22 protein-coding genes and 1 tRNA gene are annotated in these 23,644 nt (G+C 72.4%); 7 read left to right on the top strand and 16 right to left on the bottom strand.

The genetic code is table 11. The annotated features are described in order from the left end of the window. Positions 1–47: 47 nt before the first annotated feature. From IE318_RS17590 to IE318_RS17605, 4 genes are all read right to left on the bottom strand, one after another. Complete coding sequence (locus IE318_RS17590) at positions 48–1,397, bottom strand: coiled-coil domain-containing protein (RefSeq protein WP_189901411.1); 1,350 nt, start codon at positions 1,395–1,397, stop codon at positions 48–50. Between the two features lie 72 nt (positions 1,398–1,469). Continuing rightward, on the bottom strand, positions 1,470–2,240 hold the full coding sequence (locus IE318_RS17595) for a DUF4097 family beta strand repeat-containing protein (RefSeq protein WP_189901413.1): 771 nt from the start codon (positions 2,238–2,240) through the stop codon (positions 1,470–1,472). A 275-nt stretch (positions 2,241–2,515) separates the two neighbouring features. Next, positions 2,516–2,590: transfer RNA gene (locus tag IE318_RS17600), tRNA-Val, on the bottom strand. An 85-nt stretch (positions 2,591–2,675) separates the two neighbouring features. Beyond that, positions 2,676–3,026, bottom strand: a complete 351-nt coding sequence (locus IE318_RS17605; RefSeq protein WP_189901415.1) for a DUF8825 domain-containing protein — start codon at positions 3,024–3,026, stop codon at positions 2,676–2,678. Between the two features lie 158 nt (positions 3,027–3,184). Here IE318_RS17605 and IE318_RS17610 point away from each other — a divergent pair, with 158 nt between their 5' ends. Then, entirely contained in the window at positions 3,185–3,697 is a 513-nt protein-coding gene (locus IE318_RS17610) for a GNAT family N-acetyltransferase (protein WP_189901532.1), read from the top strand. 97 nt (positions 3,698–3,794) lie between these two features. Here IE318_RS17610 and IE318_RS17615 read toward each other — a convergent pair whose 3' ends face one another. Then, entirely contained in the window at positions 3,795–4,583 is a 789-nt protein-coding gene (locus IE318_RS17615; RefSeq protein ID WP_189901417.1) for an MBL fold metallo-hydrolase, read from the bottom strand. A 141-nt stretch (positions 4,584–4,724) separates the two neighbouring features. On the opposite strand from IE318_RS17615, the gene IE318_RS17620 reads away from it, so the two are divergent. Further along, positions 4,725–4,958 carry a DUF2277 domain-containing protein gene (locus IE318_RS17620; RefSeq protein WP_189901419.1) on the top strand — a complete coding sequence of 78 codons (234 nt, stop codon included), beginning with the start codon at positions 4,725–4,727 and terminating at the stop codon, positions 4,956–4,958. A gap of 58 nt (positions 4,959–5,016) precedes the next feature. Here the strand turns inward: IE318_RS17620 and IE318_RS17625 are convergent, their stop codons facing one another. The 4 genes from IE318_RS17625 to IE318_RS17640 form a co-directional block, all read right to left on the bottom strand. Continuing rightward, positions 5,017–5,652, bottom strand: a complete 636-nt coding sequence (locus IE318_RS17625; RefSeq protein ID WP_189901422.1) for a DedA family protein — start codon at positions 5,650–5,652, stop codon at positions 5,017–5,019. Positions 5,653–6,040: 388 nt separating this feature from the next. Continuing rightward, positions 6,041–6,493 carry a DoxX family protein gene (locus tag IE318_RS17630; RefSeq protein WP_030169672.1) on the bottom strand — a complete coding sequence of 151 codons (453 nt, stop codon included), beginning with the start codon at positions 6,491–6,493 and terminating at the stop codon, positions 6,041–6,043. Between the two features lie 282 nt (positions 6,494–6,775). Continuing rightward, positions 6,776–8,419 carry an alkaline phosphatase D family protein gene (locus IE318_RS17635; protein ID WP_189901424.1) on the bottom strand — a complete coding sequence of 548 codons (1,644 nt, stop codon included), beginning with the start codon at positions 8,417–8,419 and terminating at the stop codon, positions 6,776–6,778. A 194-nt stretch (positions 8,420–8,613) separates the two neighbouring features. Then, the gene (locus IE318_RS17640; RefSeq protein ID WP_189901426.1) at positions 8,614–9,267 is read right to left on the bottom strand and encodes an HNH endonuclease family protein; all 654 of its coding nucleotides are present in this window, start codon (positions 9,265–9,267) and stop codon (positions 8,614–8,616) included. 387 nt (positions 9,268–9,654) lie between these two features. On the opposite strand from IE318_RS17640, the gene IE318_RS17645 reads away from it, so the two are divergent. Then, a complete protein-coding gene (locus IE318_RS17645; protein ID WP_030169663.1) occupies positions 9,655–10,233 on the top strand; it encodes a TMEM165/GDT1 family protein in 579 nt (192 codons plus the stop codon). A 241-nt stretch (positions 10,234–10,474) separates the two neighbouring features. Beyond that, positions 10,475–11,134, top strand: coding sequence for an HAD-IA family hydrolase (locus IE318_RS17650; RefSeq protein WP_189901428.1), 660 nt, complete (start codon positions 10,475–10,477; stop codon positions 11,132–11,134). Positions 11,135–11,136: 2 nt separating this feature from the next. Here the strand turns inward: IE318_RS17650 and IE318_RS44935 are convergent, their stop codons facing one another. After that, complete coding sequence (locus IE318_RS44935) at positions 11,137–12,606, bottom strand: peptidoglycan-binding protein (protein ID WP_229903573.1); 1,470 nt, start codon at positions 12,604–12,606, stop codon at positions 11,137–11,139. A gap of 622 nt (positions 12,607–13,228) precedes the next feature. Here IE318_RS44935 and IE318_RS17660 point away from each other — a divergent pair. Continuing rightward, positions 13,229–15,343 carry an MDR family MFS transporter gene (locus IE318_RS17660; protein ID WP_189901430.1) on the top strand — a complete coding sequence of 705 codons (2,115 nt, stop codon included), beginning with the start codon at positions 13,229–13,231 and terminating at the stop codon, positions 15,341–15,343. A 60-nt stretch (positions 15,344–15,403) separates the two neighbouring features. Here the strand turns inward: IE318_RS17660 and IE318_RS17665 are convergent, their stop codons facing one another. Together IE318_RS17665 and IE318_RS17670 are read right to left on the bottom strand one after the other, a co-directional pair. Continuing rightward, positions 15,404–15,895 (bottom strand): GNAT family N-acetyltransferase, encoded by a 492-nt coding sequence (locus tag IE318_RS17665; protein ID WP_373311209.1) that lies wholly within the window; start codon positions 15,893–15,895, stop codon positions 15,404–15,406. Between the two features lie 114 nt (positions 15,896–16,009). Further along, positions 16,010–16,429, bottom strand: coding sequence for a DnaJ family domain-containing protein (locus IE318_RS17670; protein ID WP_189901432.1), 420 nt, complete (start codon positions 16,427–16,429; stop codon positions 16,010–16,012). 161 nt (positions 16,430–16,590) lie between these two features. Here IE318_RS17670 and IE318_RS17675 point away from each other — a divergent pair, with 161 nt between their 5' ends. Beyond that, positions 16,591–16,983: a hypothetical protein gene (locus tag IE318_RS17675; RefSeq protein ID WP_189901434.1), complete on the top strand. Its 393-nt coding sequence runs from the start codon at positions 16,591–16,593 to the stop codon at positions 16,981–16,983. A gap of 25 nt (positions 16,984–17,008) precedes the next feature. Here IE318_RS17675 and IE318_RS17680 read toward each other — a convergent pair whose 3' ends face one another. Beyond that, complete coding sequence (locus IE318_RS17680) at positions 17,009–17,680, bottom strand: O-methyltransferase (protein WP_030169644.1); 672 nt, start codon at positions 17,678–17,680, stop codon at positions 17,009–17,011. Between the two features lie 178 nt (positions 17,681–17,858). Next, complete coding sequence (gene proP / locus IE318_RS17685) at positions 17,859–19,235, bottom strand: glycine betaine/L-proline transporter ProP (RefSeq protein WP_030169642.1); 1,377 nt, start codon at positions 19,233–19,235, stop codon at positions 17,859–17,861. Between the two features lie 407 nt (positions 19,236–19,642). Between proP and IE318_RS17690 the strand changes: the two genes are divergently transcribed. Then, positions 19,643–21,691 carry a bifunctional glycosyltransferase 87/phosphatase PAP2 family protein gene (locus IE318_RS17690; RefSeq protein ID WP_189901436.1) on the top strand — a complete coding sequence of 683 codons (2,049 nt, stop codon included), beginning with the start codon at positions 19,643–19,645 and terminating at the stop codon, positions 21,689–21,691. A gap of 9 nt (positions 21,692–21,700) precedes the next feature. Here IE318_RS17690 and IE318_RS17695 read toward each other — a convergent pair whose 3' ends face one another. After that, entirely contained in the window at positions 21,701–22,042 is a 342-nt protein-coding gene (locus IE318_RS17695; RefSeq protein WP_189901438.1) for a DUF5713 family protein, read from the bottom strand. 72 nt (positions 22,043–22,114) lie between these two features. Beyond that, a partial coding sequence (locus IE318_RS17700) for a WD40 repeat domain-containing protein (RefSeq protein ID WP_373311210.1) occupies positions 22,115–23,644 on the bottom strand: 1,530 nt, incomplete at its 5' end.

Raw genomic sequence — 23,644 nt, forward strand, 5'->3', positions numbered from 1 at the left:
GGAGCCGGGCCGGCGCGGGGCCTCGCCCCGGCGGCCGGCTCCCCGCCTCAGTGGCCGGCTCCCCGCTCCTCGCGGATCCGCGCGACCACCTGGGCCGCCGTCCGCCGGACAGCCTCGGTCTCCGTCAGGAAGTGCCAGTAGTCGGGATGGCGGCCCTCCAGGCCGGCCACCGCCCCGTCCAGCCGGGCCACGGCCTCGTCCAGCGGGCGGGCATGCCGGGGATCCGGTGTCGTACGGCCCGTCATGGCCAGCCGCTGCGCGTCCCGGACCGCGAACCGGGTCCGCTCGATCTCCGCCTGCGGGTCCTTCTGCACCGCGTTCAGCCGGGCCAGGCGGTCCCCGGCGGCCGAGATCGACTCGTCGGTGGTGTTCAGCAGCGCCCGCACGGTCGACAACAGCGCGGTCGCGTCCGGCCAGCGCTGCGCGTCCCGCGCGGCCTGCGCCTCCGTCAGCTTCAGCTCGGCCTGCCGGACATTGCCGGCGGCCTGCTCCGGCACATGCTGAAGGTCCTGCCAGCAGGGCGCCGTGAACCGGCGCCGCAGCTCGCTCAGCACCGGCTCCACCTGCCCGGCCCGTGTGGTCAGCGCCTCCGCCCGGGTGCGCAGCGACACCAGCCGGTGGTCGATCTCGGCGGCCTTCTCCGGCAGCCGCCCGGCCTCCGCCCGGATCGCCTCCGCCTCCCGCGCCACCCGCTCGGCACGCTCCAGGGTCTGCTCCACACCGTGCTGTCCCGCGCCCTGGTTCAGCTTGGTCAGCTCGGGGGCGAGCGCCGCGAGCCGTGCGGCCAGGTCGTCCGCCCTGAGCCCCGAGCCGCGCACGGCGTCCAGGGCGTCGCCGGCGGCCCGCAGGGCCTGCCGGGCCCGCTCCACGGCGGGTGCCAGCCGGGCCAGCCGGGTCTCGGCCTTGCCGAGCAGCGGCCCGAGACCACTGGCGAAACGGTCCAGCTCCCGTTTGGCGTTCTGCAGTTCGTCCTTGGCGGCGACCAGGCCGGCGCGCGCCCGGGCGGCGGCGGAGGCCTCCAGGTCGTCCCGGTCGAGATCCTGCGCGTCCACGGCCTGGATGTAGCGTTGGCTGACCTCGTCGATCCGCCGGCCGAGCGCCTGGAAGTCGGCGACCGCGCGCCGCGCCGCGGGGGAGTCGTCGACCGCCGTGATCGTCTCCATCGAGATCCGCAGGTCGCGCTGCGTGGTGTCCAGTTCGTAGAAAGCGGCGGCCGCCGCGTCCTTCGCCGCCTGCGCCTCGGCCCGCTGGCTCTCGGCCCGGCCGCCGAACCAGCGCCGGGTGCCGCCGCCCGCGAAGGCGGCGGGCAGCGCGAGCGCGGCGAGCAGGGGCAGGCCGAGCAGGACGAGGACGTCACACGCCGCCGATGTCCCCCCGCGCGCCGGTGTGGCCGTCACATCCCTCTCCCGCGTTGTTCCGCCCTGCGTGGATTCATTCTCCCACCTGTACAGGACGAACACACGGGCCGATCAGTTCGCCGTACGCACCGAAACGCTGCCGTCCCCTGTGCGCGCGGACACCACATGAGAGCTGGAGTCGTCGCGGGGCACCGAGACATGCACGGAGCCGTCGCCGGTCCTCGTCGTCACCCGGTACGTGGCGTGGGGCAGCGCGATGCTGACGGAGCCGTCGCCGGAGCGCGAGTCCACCAGGTCCGGCACGACGCCGAGTTGAAGGCGGACCGAGCCGTCACCGGTGGTGGCCCGCACCTGGCGCGAGGACACCTCGGCGCGCACGGACCCGTCGCCGGAGCGGAGCTGGAGCGGCCCGGTGGAGTCGGTGACGTGCACGGACCCGTCGGAGGTGTGGATGTTCAGCGGGTCCTTGAACCCGTGCGCCCGTACGCTGCCGTCCCCGTCCTCGACCTTCACGGTGATCCCGCGCGGCACCTCGATGAGGTGCTTGGCGGAGCAGTCGGCGATGACCCCGGAGCACTTCATCCGCAGCACCAGCCGGTCGTCCTTCATGGACCAGGTCACCCTGGGGTCGCCACCGACCGCCACCGACCCCTGGAACCACCGGGTGACCTGGACGACTCCCGCCTTGTTGCCGTCGGCGGCGACGATCTCCAGGGCCGAGTCGTCGGAGTCGACGGTCAGGGTGCGTCCGTGCAGGGCGAAGGAGCGGTGGTCGGGATGCTTGTCGTCGCCGGCCGAGGCGCCGCAGGCCGTGGCTGTGGCGAGCAGGGCCGCGACGACGCCGGTGACGGCGACGGCACGGACGGGAACGGTGCGGGACATGACGGTCTCCCCGTGGTGTGGACAACGAGTCCTGGTGTGGACGACGAGCAGGTTGATCGCTTCGAGCGTAGGAAGCGCCGTCCGGCCGGGGAATCCGGAGCGCTGCCGGGTTCGGGGTGGGGATAACCCCCCGCGGGGCCCTTCCAGGGCCCTTCCGGGGGGCTTCCCGGGGGGCTTCCCGGAGACTTCGCGCCGGGGCCTTTCGGAGACACGACGAAGGCCCAGGCCGACGGGTGTCACCCCGAGGGACCTGGGCCTTGCGTGTGTCCTGCGACTGGTGGGCGCGGACGGTTTCGAACCGCCGACATCCTGCTTGTAAGGCAGGCGCTCTACCCCTGAGCTACGCACCCGGGACGAGTGGACAGCCTACCCTGCCAGGGGGACTGTCCCGCAAACCGGTTGTGCGCAGCGCGGGCGGCGGGAGCGGTGGGGGCCTCACGCGTTCCCCTCCTCGTCCTCCGGGTCCTCGCGGGCGTGCTTGAGCCGGCTGCGGGCGTCGACGCGGTCGGGGCCGGTGAACCCGGACCAGTACCGGTGGGTGGTGACGAACACGGCGAGCTCGTGCTCCCGCCGGCGGAGCTTTTCGACCTCGGCCTGCTCGTCGGCCGTCCAGCCGGGGGAGGCCGGGCGCTCCACCTTGCGCCAGCCGCCTGCGTCACTGAAACCGTCCAGCGGTTCGACCGACCAGGGCAGCCGTTTGAGCAGGGCCGCGAGCTCGGCCCGGACCTGATGCAGCTCCTCCTGGCCGGCCAGGAGGTCACTCGGGAAGTCATAGGGCGTAGCCACGGCGCAATGCTACGCCTGTTCGATTTAGGGTCGCGACTCGCTTCGATGGGCTCGTGTGTTCGATGTGCCCCCGCCGCGGGCGGCCCGTTGTCAGACCCCTGTTCTACGGTGACGCAATGGAGACAGCGGGATACGGAGCGGACGGGACCGGTGGCGACATGGGCAGGACGGAGGGGGCGGCGCTACGGCTGGAGCCGTGGACCGAGGACGACTTCTGGTTGCTGCGGCTGCACAACAGCCCCGAGATGACGGCGCATCTGGGCGGCCCGGAGAGCGAGGAGAAGCTCGCCTCCCGCCACCGGCGCTACCTGGAGTTGGAGGCGGGGCGGATGTACCGGGCGGTGCTGGCGGACAGCGGGCAGGCCGTGGGCGTCATCGGGTTCTGGGAGCGGCAGTGGCGGGACACCACCGTCTGGGAGACCGGGTGGGGGATATCACCCGCGTTCCAGGGGCGTGGGCTGGCGGCGGGGGCGGCACGGGCCGTCGTGGCCGAGGCGCGGGCCGCCGGCCGGCACAGGTACCTGCACGCGTATCCGAGCGTGGACCACGCCGCCTCGAACGCGGTGTGCCGCGCGGCCGGGTTCACCCTGCTCGGACCGGTGGACTTCGAGTATCCGAAGGGCCACTGGCTCACGTCGAACGACTGGCGGTTCGACCTCGCCTCCGGGTGAGTACCACCGTGCCGGCCTGAGCAGGGGCACGGATGCCGGAGGCCCTGGGGCCGATCACCGCCTGAGCGCGAGCTCCCGTGTCACGAGGTCCGGAGTGTCACAGCGGGTCCACCACGGACATCCGGACGGAGGCGCCGGGGGCGAGCAGGTGCAGCCGTTCGGTGAGGCCCGCCTCGGCGAAGGCCTTCGTCAGGGCGGAACCGTCCTCGGTGAAGTGCGCCCAGTGCTCGAAGTGCAGCGGCACGACATGACGGGCGCCGAGGATCCGGGCGGCCTCGGCCGCCTGCGCGCTGGTGAGGGTGAGCGGGGCGTCCGGGACGAGGGGGGTCCGCGCGGCGCCCGCGAAGAGCACGGCGATGTCGAAGGGGCCCTCCCGGCGGGCGATCTCGCGGACCAGGTCCAGGGAGGCGTTGTCGCCGCTGACGTAGACCTTGGGCAGGTCGTCGCCGGAGAGGACGAAGCCGGTCACCTCGCCGACGAGGGCCTCGGAGCCCACGGGGCCGTGCAGGGCGGGGACGGCGGTGACGTGGAGGGCCCCGTCGCCGGGCAGCGGCAGTTCGACGCGCTCCCAGGGGGCCAGCGCCCGCACGGGCGCGCCCAGACGGGCCTCGGCCGACGGCGTGGACAGGGCCAGGGGAGCGGTCGCGAGGTAGGCGCGGCCGGAGGTGTCGAGATTGTCCGGGTGCTGGTCGTGGGAGAGCAGCACCGCGTCGACCGGGCCGATGTCGGCGGGCCGACGGGCCGGGCCGGCCGTCTTGGTCAGTTCACGCGAGCCGATCGGGTAGGCGCCGGGGGCGTCGAAGGTGGGGTCGGTGAGCAGGCGCAGCCCGGCGAGCTCGATGACAGCGGTCGGGCCGCCGATGTAGGTGATCTCCACGGTGGTCATGTCCGGTGCAAGTGGAGGCGGACCGGAGGTATTCCTTCCGCCGGGCGGGGCGGGACCTGCGACGCGGGACGTACGACGCCGGACACGGAACGGCGGACAGAAACGGCGGACGCCGAACGGCGGACAGGAGAGACTGGACGCATGTGCCGGAGTATCAAGACACTGCGTCCGCCCGCGTTGCCCGAGGAGGCGACCCAGGAGGAGATCCGGGCCGCCGCGCTGCAGTTCGTGCGGAAGGTCTCGGGCTTCCGGGCTCCCGCCGCGCACAACCGTGAGGTCTTCGACCACGCGGTCGAGGCGATCGCGGCGGCGACCGAGGAGTTGCTGGCGGGGCTGGAGGTACGGGGTCAGGCGGCGGTGCGCAAGGCCGGCTGACCCGGCCGGAACGCGGACGGGGCCCCGGAACCTCTGAGCCCCCGAGGCTGCCTGGATCCTAGGACGCCTCAGAACCTGCCGGGGCCCTGCGCATCAGATACGCCGCTGCCGCGCCCGCCGCGAACAGGGCCGCCACCGACACGCCCGTCGCCAGCCAGGCGGCGCCCAGCCAGCGCGTGCCGAAGTAGCCGAGGGCGACGCTGTAGGCGGCCCAGGTCAGACCGGCGAGGGCGGACCAGGGCAGGAACTCCCGGACCCGGCGATGGGTCGCGCCGGCGCTGAAGGAGACGACCGAGCGGCCGGCCGGGGCGAAGCGGGCGATCAGGACCAGCACGCCGCCGCCCCGGGACAGGGCCGCGCCGAGTCGTTCCTGCGCCGAGCTGAGCCTCCGGGAACGGGCGATCGCACGGTCCAGCCGCTCGCCGCCGCGCCAGGCCAGCCGGTAGGCGACGAGGTCGCCCAGCACCGACGCCGTCGCCGCGCACAGGATCAGCGCCAGGATGTCGGGCACGTCCCCGGGGACCCGCCCCGTCGCGGCACCCGAACCGGCGGCGGCCGCCGTGGCCGCGGTGACGACCAGAACGCCGCTGGGCAGCACGGGCAGGAAGACGTCGAGCAGCACCGACAGCGCCACCACGACATAGATCCATGGTGCGCCGGTGAGCGACCCCACCCTCGCCACACTCTCCAGCACCGACGACTCCCTGAACTCCCCCGTGTACCGGACCGTGCCGCGACGTCGCGGGGGAGCGGCAGGGGCGGCCTGTGAACAGCCATACAGCGTACGCCGCGGATGTGACAGGGGGTGCGTCGGGGGCATATGTGTTCGTTGTTACGCCGGAAAGGCGGCAAAAACAGTCGAAGCAAGGGCGTCGAGACGATGGCAGAACACGGCAGAACGGCGACCGAACGGCGGCCCGAGGCCCTGACGGCCGACGCCCGTCCGGGAGTCGACCGCCAGGCCCCGGGCCGCCGGGCAGTAACGGGTCCGATCCGGTCCGGCCGGGACCGGTCGCCCCGGCCGCCGGGCCGCCACCGGTCAGGTCTCGACCGCCGGGCCGCCACCGGTCAGGTCTCGACCGTCAGGCCGCGACCGGTGTCTGCTCGGCCGTGGGCTGCTGCTGCGCCCAGCGCCTGGCGAGCAGCGTGTCCAGCCCGAACGCGCCGGAGCCGGTGAAGACCAGCAGCAGGAAGGCCCAGCAGAACATCGCCGACGCCTCGCCGCCGTTCTCGATCGGCCACAGGGCCGCCTTCTGGTGGATGTCGAAGTAGGCGAACGCCATGGACCCCGAGGCGATGAACGCGGCGGCACGGGTGCCCAGGCCCAGTAGGACGAACGCGCCGCCGACGAGCTGGATCACCGCCGCGTACCAGCCCGGCCAGGTGCCGGCCGCGATGGTGCCGCCATGGGTGCCCATCGCCCCGCCGAGCACACCGAACAGCGAGGCGGCACCGTGACAGGTGAACAGCAGGCCCACGACAACCCGGTAGAGGCCGAGGGCGTACGGCTGTGTGGAGTTGAGGCGTCCGGTCAGGCCGGTCATGGGGGGAGTCTCCTTCTAGGGAGCCGGTGTCAGGGGTGCCGGCGCCTGGGAAGGGGGTACCGGCACAGGACGGATGTTCGAACAGCTGATGAGATTAGGTCTCCCTAATCTGTGCTTGCAAGTTCAACATCTAGCCAATCCGGGCCACGCCGGCGGTTCCGTCTGTCGCTTTCTTTGCGGTGGTACGGCGCGGAATGCGGGAAGTGTGCGAGCGGGCGGCGCCGCGGACAATCGGGGACAGCGGGGCGTGCCGCCGGGTGGACCACCCGCGTCCTACTGGGCGAGTTCGCGCTCGGCCGTCGTCTCGAGCCGGGCCCGCCCACCCGCCGCGGCCTGCGCCCGGGCCCGCTCCAGCCGCAGCCGTGCTGAACGACCGTGCAGTGTGAGGGTCATGAACTGGTTGCCGAACCAGGGACCGCCCGTGCGCCGCCAGGTGACAGATGGCTCGACACAGCTCCCGTGCCGGGCGAAAAGGCGTCCCAGGGCCCGCGCCGCCGCGCTCCAGCCGAAGCGGAAGCCCAGCCGCATCGACAGCGGCACCGAGTTGTGCACGGGGGAACAGGTGAGCTGCACCACCCGGGAGTCCACCGGCCCCGACCGCCACGCGGGCTCGGCGACGTAGGCGTGGTGGACGTCACCGGAGAGCACGCAGATCGTCGCGGGCGCCCCGGGGGCCGACCCCGCCTCCGCGATCAGGTCGGCCAGCGCCTCGAAGGACGCCGGGAACGCCGCCCAGTGCTCCAGGTCCGCGCGCTGCCGCAGCCGCTCCCCGAACCGGGCCCAGTGCGGGCCCCGCGCGCCCCTGCACAGCGCCGCGTCCCACGCCTCGGCCTCGTGCACGAGGTGGGGCAGCAGCCAGGGCAGCGAGGTGCCGATCAGGAGGTGGTCGCAGGAGCCGGGGTCCGCGAGCACCTGGTCCCGCAGCCACCCGGCCTCCCCGGGATCGAGCATCGCCCGGTCGTCCTCGTCCAGGACCCGGGCCGCCCGCGTGTCCACCATCAGCACCCGGACCCGGCCGAATTCGCGGCGGTAGCTCCAGCGCACCGAGGCGGGGTCGGCCTCCGCGCGGGCAGCGAAGGTCCGCAGTGCGTGGGTGCCGTCCGGGGTCGCCCGTACGGCGGCGTAGAGCGGGTCGGCGGCCAGCTCGGCGGGGGAGAGGTTGCCCAGGTGCTGGTGCACCCAGTAGGACATCAGGCCGCTCAGCAGCCGCTCCCGCCACCAGTGGGTGGCCCGCATGTCGGCGAGCCAGGCGGCGGAGGTGTTCCAGTCGTCGATGACGTCGTGGTCGTCGAAGATCATGCAGCTGGACACGGTGGACAGCAGCCAGCGCACCTCCGGGTCGCGCCAGGACTCGTGGTAGAGCCCGGTGTACTCCTCGTAGTCCGCCACCTCGCTGCCCGGAGGGTCGGCCGGGTCGCGGCGCGCGGCGAGCCGGCGCCGGGTCGCCTCGGAGGTCTCGTCGGCGTAGACCTGGTCGCCCAGGAGCAGCAGCACGTCGGGGCGCTCGCCCTCGGGGTCGGCGGCGATCCGCGCCGCCAGTGCGTCCAGCGCGTCGGGCCCGGCCGGGTCCTTGCCGTCCGCCGGGGGCGCCGCCCAGCGGCAGGAGCCGAAGGCGACACGGAGGCGGTCGCCGGGGCCGGGCGCGTGGATGACGGAGGGCGGGAAGGGCGAGCCGGGCAGCGGCCACACACGGGTGCCGTCGAGCAGGACCTCGTACGGCACCGACGTGCCGGGCGTGAGACCGGTCACCGGGACGACGGCGTAGTGGTGGCCCTCGATCTGGAAGGTGCGGGCGGTGCCGCCGGCGCCGCCGGAGCAGCGGACCTCGGCGGTGCACGGCCGGCTCGCCTCGAGCCATACGGTCGCGGACGAGCCGTCGACGTACCTCAGCAGTGGTCCCAGGCGCAGTCCGGCCACGGCGATCGCCCGCCCCTTTCCATGGTCGGGCTCGCCTCCGGGGCGCTTCAGCCGGTGTCGGGGCGGCGAACGTGCTCAGCCCTTCGGGCCTCCGCGCGTTCGCCGCCCCGACACCGGCGCGCCCCTTCGGCTCGCCCTCCTCCGTCGATCCGTACGGTATTGAACGACGGTGGAGGGCGGACAGACCCGTGCGATCAGCAGCCGGCGAGGTAGTTCTGCAGGGCGCTCTTCTCCGCCGAGTCGACCGAGAGGTTGTAGTAGTACTTCACCTGGACCCAGGCGCGGACGTACGTGCAGCGGTACGCGGTCCGGGACGGCATCCAGGTCGCCGGGTCCTGGTCGCCCTTGGCCTGGTTGACGTTGTCGGTGACGGCGAGGAGCTGGGGGCGGGTGACGTCGTTGGCGAAGGCCTGGCGCTGCGAGGTGGTCCACTTGCTCGCGCCGGAGTCCCAGGCCTCGGCCAGCGGCACGAGGTGGTCGATGTCCAGGTCGGAGGCGGCGGTCCAGGTCGCGCCGTCGTAGGGGGAGTACCAGCTGCCGCTGGTGGCGGCGCAGGAGGAGTCGGTGACGACGTTGGTGCCGTCCCGCTTGAGGATCCACTCGCGGGTGTTGCAGGTGCCGGAGATGGTGATCCAGGTCGGGAACAGGTCGCGGCTGTAGCCGGTGCGGTTCTCGGCGGCCACGGTGAGGGTGGAGAGGTAGCTGCGGGCGGTGGAGGCGCTGATCGGCGTGGGGAGGGCGGCGGAGGCGGTCGGGGAGTTGAACAGTGCGACGGAGGCTATGAGTCCGGTGAGGGCCGCGAGTATGCTCAGCCGTCGACGCGCGTAGACCTTCGAGGAACGAGTCACGTGAACTCCCTTTTGGGGTGGGGTGTGGGGCGAGCGAGGGAATGCTCGCGGCGCCACGTTGCGGGGAGGTGTGTGTCCGGTAAGAAGCTAGTGACGCGTTCATGACACGACAAGGTTCGCGGCTGAACTTTCGGATCCCGTACCATGGGCGGCGCAGAAGGGGAGTAGCCCTACGCCGGGACCGTCGACATACTGCTCAGCCCGCCTGAGCCGGCGCCCGGAGGCGGACCTCGCACCGTAGGACGGTGAGGTCGGCCGGCGAGACCTTCGGCAAGCAGTGCACACCCGTGCGTACGGCACGGGTGCATACGTGTGCTGCCCTGCCGAGGCGTCTGATCGCGAACGTCGCACCCTCTCGGCCGGGCGGCCCCGACCGATTGAGAAGGAATGATCAGTCTCAGCGTCCTGGCGCTCGTCTTCGGCGTCGTCTTCCTCGCCGAACTGCCGGACAAGACGGCCCTCGCGGGACTCGTCCTCGGCACCCGCTACCGCGCCTCGTACGTCTTCGCCGGCGTCGCCGCCGCGTTCCTGCTGCACGTGGCCCTCGCCGTGGCGGCGGGCAGCGCGCTGACCCTGCTGCCGCAGCGGATCGTGCACGCGCTCACCGGCGTGCTCTTCCTCGGTGGCGCGGCGGTGCTGCTGCTCAAGAAGGACGACGGCGAGGAAGAGATACGCCGGCCCGAGGACCAGTCCTTCTGGAAGGTCGCCGGGACCGGCTTCATGCTCATCCTCGTCGCCGAGTTCGGCGACCTCACCCAGATCATGACGGCGAACCTCGCGGCCCGTTACGACGACCCGGTCTCCGTGGGTCTGGGCGCGGTGCTGGCCCTCTGGGCGGTGGCGGGCCTCGGCATCGTGGGCGGAAAGGCGCTGATGAAGCGGGTTCCGCTGGCCCTGATCACCAAGATCGCGGCCCTTCTGATGGCCGCGCTCGGCGCGTGGAGCCTGTGGGAGGCGGTGGCCTGAGCGGGCCGCGGGAGGGCCGGCTCCGGATGAACGGGCGGTGGGGCGGTGGCGGGATACGGATTGGTTTTGTACCGTGGGGGAACAAAGTGGTTCCCGCCCGCTTCCCCTGACCGGCGGGCGGGGCCGCCTTGTCCCCGCGGGAGCTCCGAGGGGCTCCGGGATTCCGGGGGCACCCGGGGCCCATCCGTTACGTGCCTCCCAACTCCGTACGCCCGACCCTTCCGCCGCCTTGGAGCTGCCGATGACGGCCACCGCCGTGCTCACCGCCCGCGCCCTCCTGCTGGACATGGACGGCACCCTCGTCAATTCCGACGCCGTCGTGGAACGGATCTGGCGGCGCTGGGCCGACCGGCACGGTCTGGACGGCGACGAGGTGCTGAAGGTCGTCCACGGTCGCCAGGGCCACGCCTCGATGGCGGTGCTGCTGCCGAACCGGTCCAAGGAGCAGAACCTCGCCGACAACGCCCGCATGCTCGCCGAGGAGACCGCGGACATGGACGGCGTCGTCCCGGTGCCCGGCGCGCCGGAGTTCCTCGCCTCCCTGCTCGGGGTGGCGCACGCGCTCGTGACCTCGGCCGACGTGGGTCTGTCCACCGCCCGGATGGCCGCCGCCGGCCTGCCGCTGCCCGACGTGCGCATCACCGCCGAGTCCGTCGGCGCGAGCAAGCCCGACCCCGAGGGCTTCCTGAAGGGCGCCGCCGAACTGGGCGTCGCCCCCGCCGACTGCGTCGTCTTCGAGGACTCCGGCGCGGGCATCGCGGCCGGGCGCGCCGCCGGGATGCGCGTGGTCGGCGTCGGCCCGCGCGCCGGCTTCCACCGCCCGGACGTGGTGGTACGGGACCTCACCCAGGTCCGCGTCGAGCCGGCGGAGTCCGGCGCCGTCCGTCTGCACATCGGCTGACGTCAGGGGCGCGACGTCTCCGACTCCAGGCTCGCCCGTGTCGCCGCTCCGTAGACCCCGAGGCCGTCCGAGGTGACGCCGCGGGCCCACTGGTAGGTGCGTACGGAGTTCTCCAGCCGCTGGCCGAAGACGCCGTCGATCCGGCCGGTGTACAGGGACAACTGGGCCAGGCGCTGCTGGAGTTCGGTCACCTCGGGGCCGCGGTCGCCCCGGCGCAGGACGGGGGCGGGCTGCGCGGTCGCCGTGGCCCTGACCGTCGCCGCGGTCTGTGTCGGCGCGGGAGGCTCCGCGCCCTGCCCCGAGCCGGACCCGGAACCCGACGGCGACGGCGTCGGCGAGGCGCTCGTCGCCGAGGGCGACGGTGACGGCGAAGGACTCGCGCTGCGGGACGGCGACGCGCTCGCCGACGCGGACACCGACGGCGAGGTCGACGAGGCGGTGGCCGCCGGCGAGGACGGCGAGGCCGTGTGCGACGGGCCGTCCGGGATGCTCTCCCGCACCTCCTGGGCCGCGGCCCCGTCCCGCGCCGGGGACTCGTACGAGAACAGCCCGCTCGCGTACCCGGCCGCCGCCACGACCGCGACCACGGCTCCGGACACCGCGAGCAGGGCGCCGGGCCGACGCCGACCGCGCGCCGCGCGCCCCCGCGCCCCGTCCTCGCCGGGCCGGCCCGGCGCGCCCGCCGGACCGCCGTCGCGGCCGGCGCCGCCGGAGTCGAACAGGCTCAGGTCCGAGGCAGTCGGCTCACCCGCCCGCGGCGCCAACGGAGTGGGCAACATGGCCGGCCGCAACTGCATCGTCTCCTCGACGGCAGCCACGGGACGCGTCTCCGCCTCGGGAGGGCCGGCGGCGCCTGGGCCGTTGCCGGTGGGCACGGTACCGGCGGAACCGGGGGTGCCGTCCGCGCGGGGGATGTGCCTTGTGGTGTCCGCGCCGGAGGTGTGTACGGCGCCCGTCCCGCCGGCGGTTTGTGCGGTGCCCGTCCCGCCGGCGGTTTGTGCGGTGCCGCTCTCCCGGGGCGCGCGCACGGTGTCGTCCACGCGGGGGATGCGCATGGTGTCGCCCTCCCCGGGGGCGTGTACGGCACCGCCCGAGCCGGGGCCGTGTGCTGTGCCGTCCGCGTGGCCGGGGTGCGTCGTGCCGCTCTCGTCGGAGGTGTGCACGGTGCTGCCCGTGCCGGGCGTGTGCGGGGTGCCGTCCGCGCCGGTTGTGTGTGCGGTGCCGTCCGTGTGAGGGGTGCACGCAACACTGCCCGAGCCGGGGCTGTGCGCCGTGCCGCCTGCGTGGCCGGGGTGCGTCGTGCCGCTCTCGTCGGAGGCGTGCACGCTGCTGCCGGTGCCGGGCATCTGCCGGGTGTTGTCCGCGACGGGGCCGTGCGCAGCACCCTCCGGGCCGCCGGGGTGTGCCGTGCCGCTCTCGCCGTGGGCTTGTACCGCGCCGCTCTCTCTGCCGGTCTGCCCCGTATGGCCCACGCCCTCCGGGTGACCGCTGCGGCGGCCCGCACCGTATGCACCGTCCGCCAGGCGCCCGGCGTCTCCCGCCTCCCGGCGGCCGACGGCGGCAGCCTCCGCGCCTCCGTGTGTCCCCGTGTCCCCGGAGTGCCCGCCGTGCCCCGCGTCCCTGTGGCTCCCCGCCTCCCCGGTGCGCCCCGCGCCCTCCGCGCCCTCCGCGTCCCCTGCTCTCGTAGCGCCCGTAGCGCCCGCAGCGTCCGTTGTTCCTGTTGCCCCCGTCGTGCCCGGTGCCCCCGGCGGTCTGCCCACGTTCACGTATGGCCGTATGCGCAGGGGGTCGAAGTCCTCCGCTGCGGCTGCCTCGGCTGTGCGGGTGTCGCGCAGGGCGTCGGCTGCTCGCCGGGCGCAGGCGCACGACGGGGAGTTGTCCGTGGCCCGGGGTGCTCCGCACTCCGGGCAGACGTGCCCGTTCGGCTGTTCCACGCGTCGGTCCCTCCCCTAGAGAACTCCAAGGATTATGCAGATCCTCTCCACACCGCCTCCCCGAAGCCCCCGGAATGGCGGCCTCCGAGCGGGACTCAACAGGCCATAGCGGGACACACCGATGAGGATGGAACAAGTCACGCAAGCGTCGGGAGGTCTCATGGCCGGGGATGGGCACGGCAGGACCGGGGCAACGGGCACCACGGGCGATGTGCCGGACGGTGACGGCGCCCGGTCCGCCCACGTCGGCGCCCCGGTCCGGCCGGACGAACATGTCCCCGGGAACGTCCTGGTCTCGATCGGCGCGCTGCTCCTCGGCATGCTGCTGGCCGCGCTGGACCAGACGATCGTGTCGACCGCGCTGCCCACCATCGTCAGCGACCTCGGCGGCCTGGAGCACCTGTCCTGGGTGGTCACCGCCTATCTGCTGGCCTCGACCGCCGCGACCCCGCTGTGGGGCAAGCTCGGTGACCAGTACGGACGCAAGAAGCTCTTCCAGACCGCGATCGTGATCTTCCTGATCGGCTCGGCGCTGTGCGGGATGGCGCAGAACATGCCCGAGCTGATCGCGTTCCGGGCGTTGCAGGGCCTGGGCGGCGGCGGGCTGATAGTGCTGTCCATGGCGATCGTCGGCGATGTCGTCGCGCCCCGCGACCGCGGCCGGTACCAGGGTCTGTTCGGTGCCGTCTTCGGCGCGACCAGCGTGCTCGGGCCGCTGCTCGGCGGACTGTTCACCCAGCATCTGAGCTGGCGCTGGGTCTTCTACGTCAACCTGCCCGTCGGCATCGTCGCGCTCGCCGTGATCGCCGCCGCTCTGCGCATCCCGCGCAAGTCCCAGCAGCATGTCATCGACTACCTGGGCACCCTGCTCATCGCCTCGGTCGCCACCTGCCTGGTCCTGGTGGCCTCGCTCGGCGGCACCACCTGGAGCTGGAGTTCACCGCAGATCATCGGCCTGGCGGTGCTGGGCGTGGTCCTCGCGGTGGTGTTCGTGGCCGTGGAGCGCCGGGCGGCGGAACCCGTCCTGCCGCTCAAGCTCTTCCGCATCCGCACCTTCTCCCTCTCCGCGGTCATCAGCTTCATCGTCGGCTTCGCCATGTTCGGCGCGATGACCTACCTGCCGACGTTCCTGCAGGTCGTCCACGGCATCTCCCCGACCCTCTCCGGTGTCCACATGCTGCCGATGGTGATCGGCATGCTGCTGGCCTCCACCGGTTCCGGGCAGATCGTCAGCCGCACCGGCCGCTGGAAGGTGTTCCCGGTCCTGGGCACCGCCGTCACCACCCTCGGCCTGCTCCTGCTGCACCAGCTCGACGAGCACAGCACCGCCGTCGAGATGAGCGGCTACTTCTTCGTCTTCGGCCTCGGTCTCGGCCTGGTCATGCAGGTGCTCGTCCTCATCGTGCAGAACGCCGTCAGCTACGAGGACCTGGGCGTCGCGACCTCCGGCGCCACCTTCTTCCGCTCCATCGGCGCCTCCTTCGGCGTGGCGATCTTCGGCACCGTCTTCGCCGGCCGCCTCAGTGACAAGCTCGCCGCCGCCTTCAGCGGCGTCACGCTGCCCCCGGGGGTCTCGGCGGACTCCCTGAAGTCCGATCCGCGCGGCATCGCCGCCCTGCCGGCCACCCTGCGTCCGGCCGCCCTGCACGCCTACGCCTCCGCCATCACCGACGTCTTCCTCTACGCCGCCCCGGTCGCCCTGCTCGGCTTCGTCCTGGCCTGGTTCCTGAAGGAGGACAGACTGCGCGGCTCCGTCACGGCCCCCGACGGCACGGAGACCTATGCCACGAACCCCGTCGAGCGGTCCTCGTACGACGAGGTGTGCCGCGCGCTGTCCGTGCTGGGCACCCGCGAGGGGCGGCGGGAGGTCTACCGGAGGATCACCGAGCGGGCCGGCTACGACCTGAAACCCGCGGCGAGCTGGCTGGTGCTGCGGATCAAGAAGTACGGCTGGGTGGAGCCCGCCGTGCTGGCCGAGCGCAGCCCCGTCCCGCTGAACGTCATCATCGAGGCCGCCCGCCAGGTCGAGGAGCGGCGCCTGGCCGAACGCCAGGGCCTGGACCTCGTCCTGACCGCACGGGGCCAGGAGGTCGCCGAGCGGCTGGCGCACGCCCGCGAGGAGTCGCTGGCCGAACTGCTCGGCGACTGGTGGGGCCCCGAGCGGCAGACCGATCTGGTGCGGCTGGTGAAGGGACTGACCGAGGAGCTGTGCGGCTCCGACGCCGAAAGCCCGCAGGCGGAACCCGGGGAACGGCCGGTGCCCCGCCTGGCGTGAGACCGGGTGGACCGGGTGGATCGGAGGGACCGGATGGACCGGGTCGCGGTCGGCCCGGGGTCAGTCGAGGGTCTTGGCGAACCAGTGCTCGGCATAGCGGGCGTCGTTGTGCGGCGCGGTCTCCTCGTACCCGAGACGCGTGTACAGCGCGCGGGCCTCCACCAGGTCGCCGCGGGTGTCGAGGATCATGCGCCGGGCGCCGAGCGCACGGGCCGCGTCCTCGGCCGACGTGACCAGAAGGGTCGCGCCGCCCCTGCCGCGCAGCTCCTGGTGCAGGAAGACCCGGGTGAGCTCGGCGGTCGCCGCGTCCAGCAGCCGCACGCCCGCGGTACCGGCCGGTCGGCCGTCGTACCGCGCGAGCAGCAACTGCCCGGTCGGCGGCGCGAGTTCGGCGCCGGTAAGGGCGGCGACCTCCCGTTCCAGCTCGTCGGGATCGGTGCGGTGTCCCTCGTGGAGCAGGTACCAGCGGTCGCTGACCTCGGTGTAGTACGCCCGCCACAGCGCTGCGGCGACGGGCGAGCCGTACGGTTCCGGGGCCACGGTCCAGGTCATGCCCGACATTGTCGCGAGCGGGCCCGCCGGCCGCGCAACCGGATATCCGGCGACGACCGCCCCCGCCCCCGCGCTCACCTGCTTGTGCTCGGTCACCTGCTCGCGCTCGGCCGCCTACTCGTGTCCGGCCGCCGTCCGAGCCGCCCGCCGTCGCCGCCACTCGTGGACGACTTCCTCGACGTCGTACCGCTTCAGGCCCAGCGGAGGGCCGGGCGGGGGCTTGAGCATCATGTCGAGGATCTTGGTGTTGATCTCGGCGATGATCTTCCGCACGATCCGTTCCGAGGGCGCCGCGTAGGCCGCCGCCAGGGCGTCCTCCGCCTCCTTGCGCAGGGCCAGCGTCGGCGGCAGGACGGACAGGCCCTCGCGGGCCATCTTCCGCTTGATCCACCACAGTTCGTCGTACGTCATGTCGTCCGGCAGCGGCTTGCCCGCGCCCGGCAACCGGTCGAAGTCGCCCCGCCCCTGTGCGTCGCGGATCTCCTTCTCGACCCAGGACTCGAACGGAACACCCGGTGGCTTTCGCTCGGTCATGAGCCCATTGTGCCGGACGTGCCATGGCCGGTCGATTTATCATGCCGCGCGGTGCGTCAATCAGGCGCTCCGCCACCGGCATTGGTCCCGCGGCCGAGCACGCGCAGAGGCAGAGGCAGCTGCGCGGGCAGCGGTCCGGCGCCCGAACACGAGGAGCGCACGTGCTCGAACTCACCATGGCCTCCGTCTCCGGGACGGACGCGGGCGCCACGGCCGGCATGCTGATGGCCGACGCGCCCAGCGACCCGGGCGCCGTGCTGCGGGTGGGCCGGGACGGGGCCGTGTGCCGCCTGGTGACGCCCGAGGACTGGCTGTTCGTCTCCCGGGTCCACCTGGAGTTCCTGTGCGGGCCCGACGGCGTCTGGCAGCTGACCTGGCTGCGCGGCTCGCATCCGGAGCCGTCCTCCGAGGTCCGTCTGACCTCCGGCGAGCACACCCAGGCCCTCGCCTACGGCGGCACGGTCCGGCTGCCCCGGGGCGGCTCCGGCGAGATCGTCGTCCAGGACCGCACGAGCCCGCGCAGCGTCAACGTCGGCTTCTACCACGAGGTGTAGAGGGACAGAGGTGCGCGCGGATCCCTCAGGCCAGGACCCGGGCCAGGGCGAAGCCGTCGTAGCCCTTGCTGCCCACCGTCTGGATCGCCGTGCCCTCCAGCCTCGGGTGCTCGGCGATGAGCTCCAGGGCGGCCCGGGTGCCGCGCACGCTCGGGTCGGTGCTGGTCGGGTCGGTCACCTCGCCGCCGCGTACCACGTTGTCCAGGATGATCAGGCTGCCCGCGCGGGTCAGCCGGAGGGCCCACTCAATGTAGTGCGGGTTGTTGACCTTGTCGGCGTCGATGAAGACCAGGTCGAAGGGGGGCGGGTTCTCGTCGGCGAGCTTGGGCAGCGACTCCAGGGCCGGGCCGACCCGCACCTCCGCGATCCGGTCGAGGCCGGCGTACGCGATGTTGCGGCGGGCCACGTCGGCGTGGTGCGCGTCGTACTCCAGGGTGATCAGCAGGCCGTCCTCGGGGAGTGCGCGGGCCAGCCAGATGGTGCTGTAGCCGCCGAGCGTGCCGATCTCCAGGACCGTGCGGGCGCCTTGGAGCCGGGCCAGGAGATGGAGCAGCTTCCCCTGGTTCGGCGTGACGTTGATGTGCGGCAGGCCCTCCGAGTCGCTGTCGCGCTGTGTGGCCTGTAGCGCTTCGTCCTCCGGGGAGAGCAGCGTGGAGAAGTAGCTGTCGACCTCGTCCCAGAGCTGCGGGTCGCTCATGCACCAAACCTTTCGTTTGTCTAGTTAGATTCCCTAACTAGCTGCACTCACGAAATATAGCCGGGGACTGGGGGATTCTCCGGGAATTTCAGACTAGCGGTGGAGGACGGCCGCGGGCAGTCGCGCCTCCATGCGACTGCCCGCGCCTCAGTGCGACTGCCCGCGGCTGCGTCCGTCCTCACGACTCCAGCGACGGTGCAGAGCCCGGCAGTGGACGGCCCGCCGACTCCGACATGCGCCAGACCGCGAAGCCGCCGATCACGGCCGCCGCCATCATGTAGTAGGCGGGCATCATCATGTTGCCGGTCGCGCCGATGAGGGCGGTGACGACCAGCGGGGTGGTGCCGCCGAACAGCGAGACGGAGACGTTGAAGCCGATCGACAGGGAGCCGTAGCGGCACCGGGTCGGGAACAGGGCCGGCAGGGCGGACGGCATCGCGGCCGTGAAGCAGACCAGGAGCAGGCCGAGGGCGGCCATGCCCAGGCCCACCGCCGCCAGGCTGCCCTGGCGGATCAGCAGCACCGCCGGGATCGACAGGAACAGGAAGCCGGCGCAGCCGGCCGCGATCACCGGGCGACGGCCGACGCGGTCGGTCAGCGCGCCGGCGAACGGCTGGACGATCATCATCAGGGCCATCACGCCCAGCACCACGAGCAGACCGTGCGTCTCGTCGTAGTGGAGCTCACTGGTCAGATAGCTCGGCATGTACGACAGCAGCATGTAGTCGGTGACGTTGAAGACCAGCACCAGGCCCATGCACAGCAGCAGCGCCTTCCACTGGCCCGCGATCATCTCGCGCAGCGGCACCTTCGGGCGGTCCGCCTCGGCCTTCTCGACCTCCGCCGCGAACGCCGGGGTCTCCTCCAGGCGCATCCGCAGATACAGGCCGATGATGCCCATCGGGCCCGCGATCAGGAACGGGATCCGCCAGCCCCAGGAGAGCAGCTCGTCCGAGGACAGCAGCGCCGTCATCAGGGTCACCAGGCCCGCGCCGCCGATGTAGCCGGCCAGCGTGCCGAACTCCAGCCAGCTGCCGAGGAAGCCGCGCCGCTTGTCGGGGGCGTACTCGGCGATGAAGGTGGACGCGCCCGCGTACTCACCGCCGGTGGAGAAGCCCTGCACCAGCCGGGCGGCCAGCAGGAGCAGCGGGGCGCCCACGCCGATCACCGAGTACGAGGGGATCAGACCGATCGCGAAGGTGCCCGCCGCCATCATGATCATGGTGACGGCCAGCACCTTCTGACGGCCGATGCGGTCGCCGAGCGGGCCGAAGACCATGCCGCCGAGCGGGCGGACCAGGAAGGCCGCGGCGAAGGCGCCGAAGGTGGAGAGCAGCTGCGCGGTCGGGTTGCCGGAGGGGAAGAAGACCTTGCCCAGGGTCACCGCGATGTAGCTGTAGACACCGAAGTCGAACCACTCCATCGCGTTGCCCAGCGCGGCGGCCTTCACGGCGCGTTTCACGAGCGCCGGGTCGGTCACCGTGGGGGGTGCGGCGGCGGTGGGGGACTTGATGAGGGACACGGAACGGGGAGCGGTGACTGTGGCAGCCGACAAGGCTTCGCTCGCCTACCTCTCGTCGGGGACAAGGACGCGGCCCACGTGACGACGCTGACGAGCGGGCCGAACCGGCCGGAACGAGCCTGGCCGAGAATCGACCATACGACCGCCTGCTCCCCTCACGTAATGTACGCGAGTCGATGCGCAGCGCACGTAAATGCGTGATACGCAGGTACGTCTGCCCGACGCCGGGCGCCCCGCACGGCGCCGCGCTGTGATCCTTGTCGCGCCCGGCGGACGCAACCGCATCGGGGGCGGACTATCGTCATCCGGACAAAAGGCGGGCGGACGACAGGTGAACCCGGGGCTGCCCGCGTCTCTCCACGGGGGGAGCCGTGAGTCTCTTGTGGGGCCGCGCGCCCCCGGGTTCGTACCGGGACAGCGGGGCGGGAGGCCGACGGGGCGTGGCGGATGCGGAGCGCAGTGGGGCAGGGGCCGGAGCGTTCTCAGCGGCGGCAGGTGCACCGGCCAGAGCACGGCTGCACGCGGCCCGCCTGGGCCTGTGGCTGATCGCCGGTGTCCTCGCGATACGGCAGGTGGCCGCCGTCCTGACCACTCCGCCCGGACAGAGACTCACGGACCTGGAGACCTGGGTCGGACCGGAGGGCGTCCTGCACGTCAAGGGTTCGCTGTACGACTCGACCCGGTTCACCGGCACCCCGTTCAGCGGCCTCGTCCTCAAACCACTGACCAAGGCCGCCGAGGACGCCCTCGGCTGGGGCTGGATCTTCGGCACCCTGCTCCTGGTGGTCGCGCTCGGCCTGATCGCCGCCCGCGCCCTGCCCCATCCGGTCGGCCGCCGCACCTCCCTGCTGGCCGCGCCCGTCGCGATCAGCCTGCTCATGGTGTCGCTGCCGGTGCGCAACACCCTCTGGCTCGGCCAGACCAGCATCATCCCGGTCCTGCTCGTGCTGCTCGGCTGCTTCGTCGTGCGCGGACAGCGGACCACGGGCGCCCTGATCGGCGTCGCCGCCGCGCTCCAGCCCACGACGCTGCTGTTCGCGCCCCTGCTGTGGTTCACCGACCGCAGGAAGGCCGCCGCCTCCACCGGCGCCGTGTTCGCCTCCTGCACCGCGCTCGCCTGGGCCGCGCTCCCGCACGACTCGTACACCTACTGGGTCCACCACATGGCGGGCGCCGGCCTCGGCGGCCGCGCCGACGCCCTCGCCAACCAGTCCCTGCACGGCGCCCTGCTGCGCCTCGGCCTGACCGGCCCGCTGGAGATCAGCCTCTTCCTGGCCCTGGGCACGGTGGTCGCCGTCCTCGGCGTCCGCCGGGCCGTGCGCTACGCCCGCGACGGCCAGCTGCTCCTCGCGGTCGCCCTCACCGGCTGCGCCGCGATCGCCGTGTCACCCACCACCTGGCAGCACCAGCTCCTGTGGATGCTGCTCGCGGTCGTGGGCCGGGTCGGCCGCCGCGCCTCCGACCGCTACGTCTGGCCGGTCGCCGTGGTCCTGGTGACGACCCTCCCGGCGAAGATGATGCTGCCGAACATGGCGGTCATGTACCCGCTGCGGGACAACATGGTCCTGCTGGCCGCGCTGGCGGCGGCGACGGTCGTCCCCTTCCTCTCCCGCACCTCGGAGCACTACCAGAGGCCCGTCCCGGCCCAGTACGCCGCCTCCGTACCGACCCGCTGGAAGCGCGTCCCGCCGGTCCCGTTCCTGCGCAGGGTCCTCACCCGTCCCAACCTGCTCCTGGAACTCCTTCTGATCCGCGTGGCCTACGCCGCCTACCAGCAGGTGCGTCTCGCCGCGACCGGCGGCACCATCTCCGGCGGCCGGGTCCGCGCCGAGCACCACGGCCACGAGATCCTCTCCGTGGAGCGGTTCCTGCACATCGACATCGAGCACGCGGTCAACCACGCCGTGGTCAAGGTCGGCTGGCTGCGCGACTTCTTCGACTTCTACTACGAGTCCTTCCACTTCGTGGTCCCGCTGACCGTCCTCGGCGTCCTGTACTGGCGCCGCCCGGTCGACTACCGCTGGGCCCGCTCGGCCCTCGGCTTCGCCACGCTCCTGGCCCTCGTCGGCTTCTGGGCCTTCCCGCTGGCGCCGCCCCGCCTGATGCCGAACCTCGGCATCATCGACACCGTCCACGGCGTCCAGGACTTCTCCAAGCCGGACTACGGCACCCTCACGGCCCTCACCAACCAGTACGCGGCGATGCCGTCCCTGCACTTCGGGTGGGCGCTGTGGTGCGGCCTGGTGATCGCGATCGTGGCCCCGAGGTGGTGGATGAAGGCCCTGGGCCTCCTCCACCCCCTCTTCACGGTCTCCGCGATCGTCGCCACCGGCAACCACTGGGTCCTGGACGCGGTCGGCGGCGCGGTCGTCGTCTGCACGGGCTTCGGACTGACGTATCTGCTCCAGGGGCCGCGCGGGCGGACGGTCACGGCCGCCGCCGAACTCGGCAGCGAGGCGGCCGTCCCGAGGGACCGTGCTCCGAGCTGATCCCGTCGGTCACCAATCACGCGTGGCGATCAGTTCCTCGGCGTCCGCGTTCGTGAAGCCGTATGCCGACGCGATGAACCAGAAGTCCTCGGCGATCAGCTCTCGCGCGACCGTCTCGATCTCGCTCCCGGCCGCCTCGAACTCCGCTTCCAGACGGTTGAAATCCTCCGTCGCGGCTTGGGTCAGCACGTACAGGGCTGCCAGGTCCGACGGCTGCTCAGCCTCGATCCGGCCGCACAGCCGCAGCAGGATCGCCCTCCCCTTGTCCACGACATGATCGGGGAAGTACTCGTCCGCGTACATCTGCCGCAGAAACGCGTGCCCTGTCACCTGCTGGTTCGTGATCCGCATGGCGCACCCTCATCCCCTCGGAGAACCGACGCGCCGATCATGCACCACGCCACTGACAAGGCGTCCCGGCACTCAGCCGAGTGCGTCGGGCCGGGCTCTTCTGAGGACGGCCACGTCACTGCCGAGGTTGCAGACGAGCAGGCCGCTGTCCTCGACGAGGAGGGCACGGGAGGGGCTTGGTACATGGATCACGCTCACGGCGGCTCCGGTCGCGAGGTCCCAGATGCGGACCGTGTGGTCCAGTGAGCTGGTCACGGCGACGGAACGGCCGTCGAGGATCGCGCACCGCACCGAGGAGGGTGACTTGCTGTGTCCGGTCATCGGGCGGCCGAGTGGTCGACCTGTCGCCAGGTCCCAGACATGCACGGCGCTGTCCCTCGCACAGGTCACCAACACCGGACGGTCAGCCAGCTCCCCGCACGCCACGGCCCGGGCACCCTGGTCGATCTCGGCGAGGGGCCGGTGGTCGCTCAAGTCCCAGATGCGGGTTGTGTCGTCGTCAGAGGTGACGGCCACCGGGCGACCGTCCAGGAGGGTGGCCGCCGTGCGCAGGACCTCCGGCCCGTCGACGCGCAGGGGCGGGTAAAGGGATCGGCCTGTTTCCAGGTCCCACACCCAGACCGTTTTGTCCAGTGCGTAGCCGATGACCAGTGGACGATCGTGCAGGAACGCACACGTCATCTCACTCACCGGTTCCGTGGGGCCCTCGAGCTGTGGCCCGGCCTCCTGCCAGGTTTCCGTGTCCCACACCCGCACGGCGGTGCCCAGCGCGGTGCTGGTGAGGACGACGGGGCGACCTTTCAGCACGGAACAGGCCACGGAGAACAAACTCTCCGCCTGAGTCGTCAGCGGCTCGCCCACTGGCACGCAGGTGTGCGCATCCCACTTCCGCACGGTCCGGTCGAAGGAGCCGGTGACGAGCACCTGCCGTCCATCGACGTACGCGAGGTCCATCGTGCTGATCCACTGGGTGTGACCGGTCATGGGTCGGCCCAGGCCCTGTCGGACGGACACCTCCCAGACCCGGACCGTGTCGCCCGAGCCACCCACGGCGATCGGCCGCCCGGCAAGCAGTGTGCAGGCCAGCGACATCGACGTGGCGGAGCCTTCGAGGCTTCCGACCTGCCGGCCGTCCTTCAGATCCAGGACCTTGACCTGTTGGGTGGGGTAGGACGCCAGCAGGACGGGTCGGCCTTCCACCTCGGAACAGGCCACGGTACGCACGTAGCCGCCGTCCCCGTCAGATGCCAGTGTCGCCAGTTCCCGACGGGACTCCAGGTCCCAGATGCGCGGCTCCCCTCCATAGACGCAGCCGACGACAACAGTGCGGTCGTCGAGCTTCGTGCACGCCATCGCCGTGATCCAGATGTCTTCCTCTCCTTGCAGCTGTCCCCTCTGCTGCTGGGTCGTCAGGTCCCATACGCAGGGCTCCGAGCCAATTGAGCTGGTGACGGCGACCGGGCGGCCGTCCAGCGGAGCAACCACCAGGCTTGTCCGGTGACCGGATACCGCCATCGGCCTGCCCACGGGTTGGCCGGTGGCGAGGTCCCAGATGCGTACGGTGTTGTCCTTGGAGCCGGTGACGGCGACGGGGTGGCCGTT

The sequence above is a fragment of the Streptomyces spiralis genome (assembly GCF_014654675.1).
GTDB lineage: Bacteria > Actinomycetota > Actinomycetes > Streptomycetales > Streptomycetaceae > Streptomyces > Streptomyces spiralis.

Bases quoted from the DNA above. Each gene is read 5' to 3' on its own strand.
- IE318_RS17595 (WP_189901413.1), bottom strand. From the start codon at position 2,240: ATGTCCCGCACCGTTCCCGTCCGTGCCGTCGCCGTCACCGGCGTCGTC.
- IE318_RS17610 (WP_189901532.1), top strand. From the start codon at position 3,185: ATGGGCAGGACGGAGGGGGCGGCGCTACGGCTGGAGCCGTGGACCGAG.
- IE318_RS17615 (WP_189901417.1), bottom strand. From the start codon at position 4,583: ATGACCACCGTGGAGATCACCTACATCGGCGGCCCGACCGCTGTCATC.
- IE318_RS17620 (WP_189901419.1), top strand. From the start codon at position 4,725: ATGTGCCGGAGTATCAAGACACTGCGTCCGCCCGCGTTGCCCGAGGAG.
- IE318_RS17645 (WP_030169663.1), top strand. From the start codon at position 9,655: ATGATCAGTCTCAGCGTCCTGGCGCTCGTCTTCGGCGTCGTCTTCCTC.
- IE318_RS17650 (WP_189901428.1), top strand. From the start codon at position 10,475: ATGACGGCCACCGCCGTGCTCACCGCCCGCGCCCTCCTGCTGGACATG.
- IE318_RS17660 (WP_189901430.1), top strand. From the start codon at position 13,229: ATGGCCGGGGATGGGCACGGCAGGACCGGGGCAACGGGCACCACGGGC.
- IE318_RS17665 (WP_373311209.1), bottom strand. From the start codon at position 15,895: ATGACCTGGACCGTGGCCCCGGAACCGTACGGCTCGCCCGTCGCCGCA.
- IE318_RS17670 (WP_189901432.1), bottom strand. From the start codon at position 16,429: ATGACCGAGCGAAAGCCACCGGGTGTTCCGTTCGAGTCCTGGGTCGAG.
- IE318_RS17680 (WP_030169644.1), bottom strand. From the start codon at position 17,680: ATGAGCGACCCGCAGCTCTGGGACGAGGTCGACAGCTACTTCTCCACG.
- IE318_RS17695 (WP_189901438.1), bottom strand. From the start codon at position 22,042: ATGCGGATCACGAACCAGCAGGTGACAGGGCACGCGTTTCTGCGGCAG.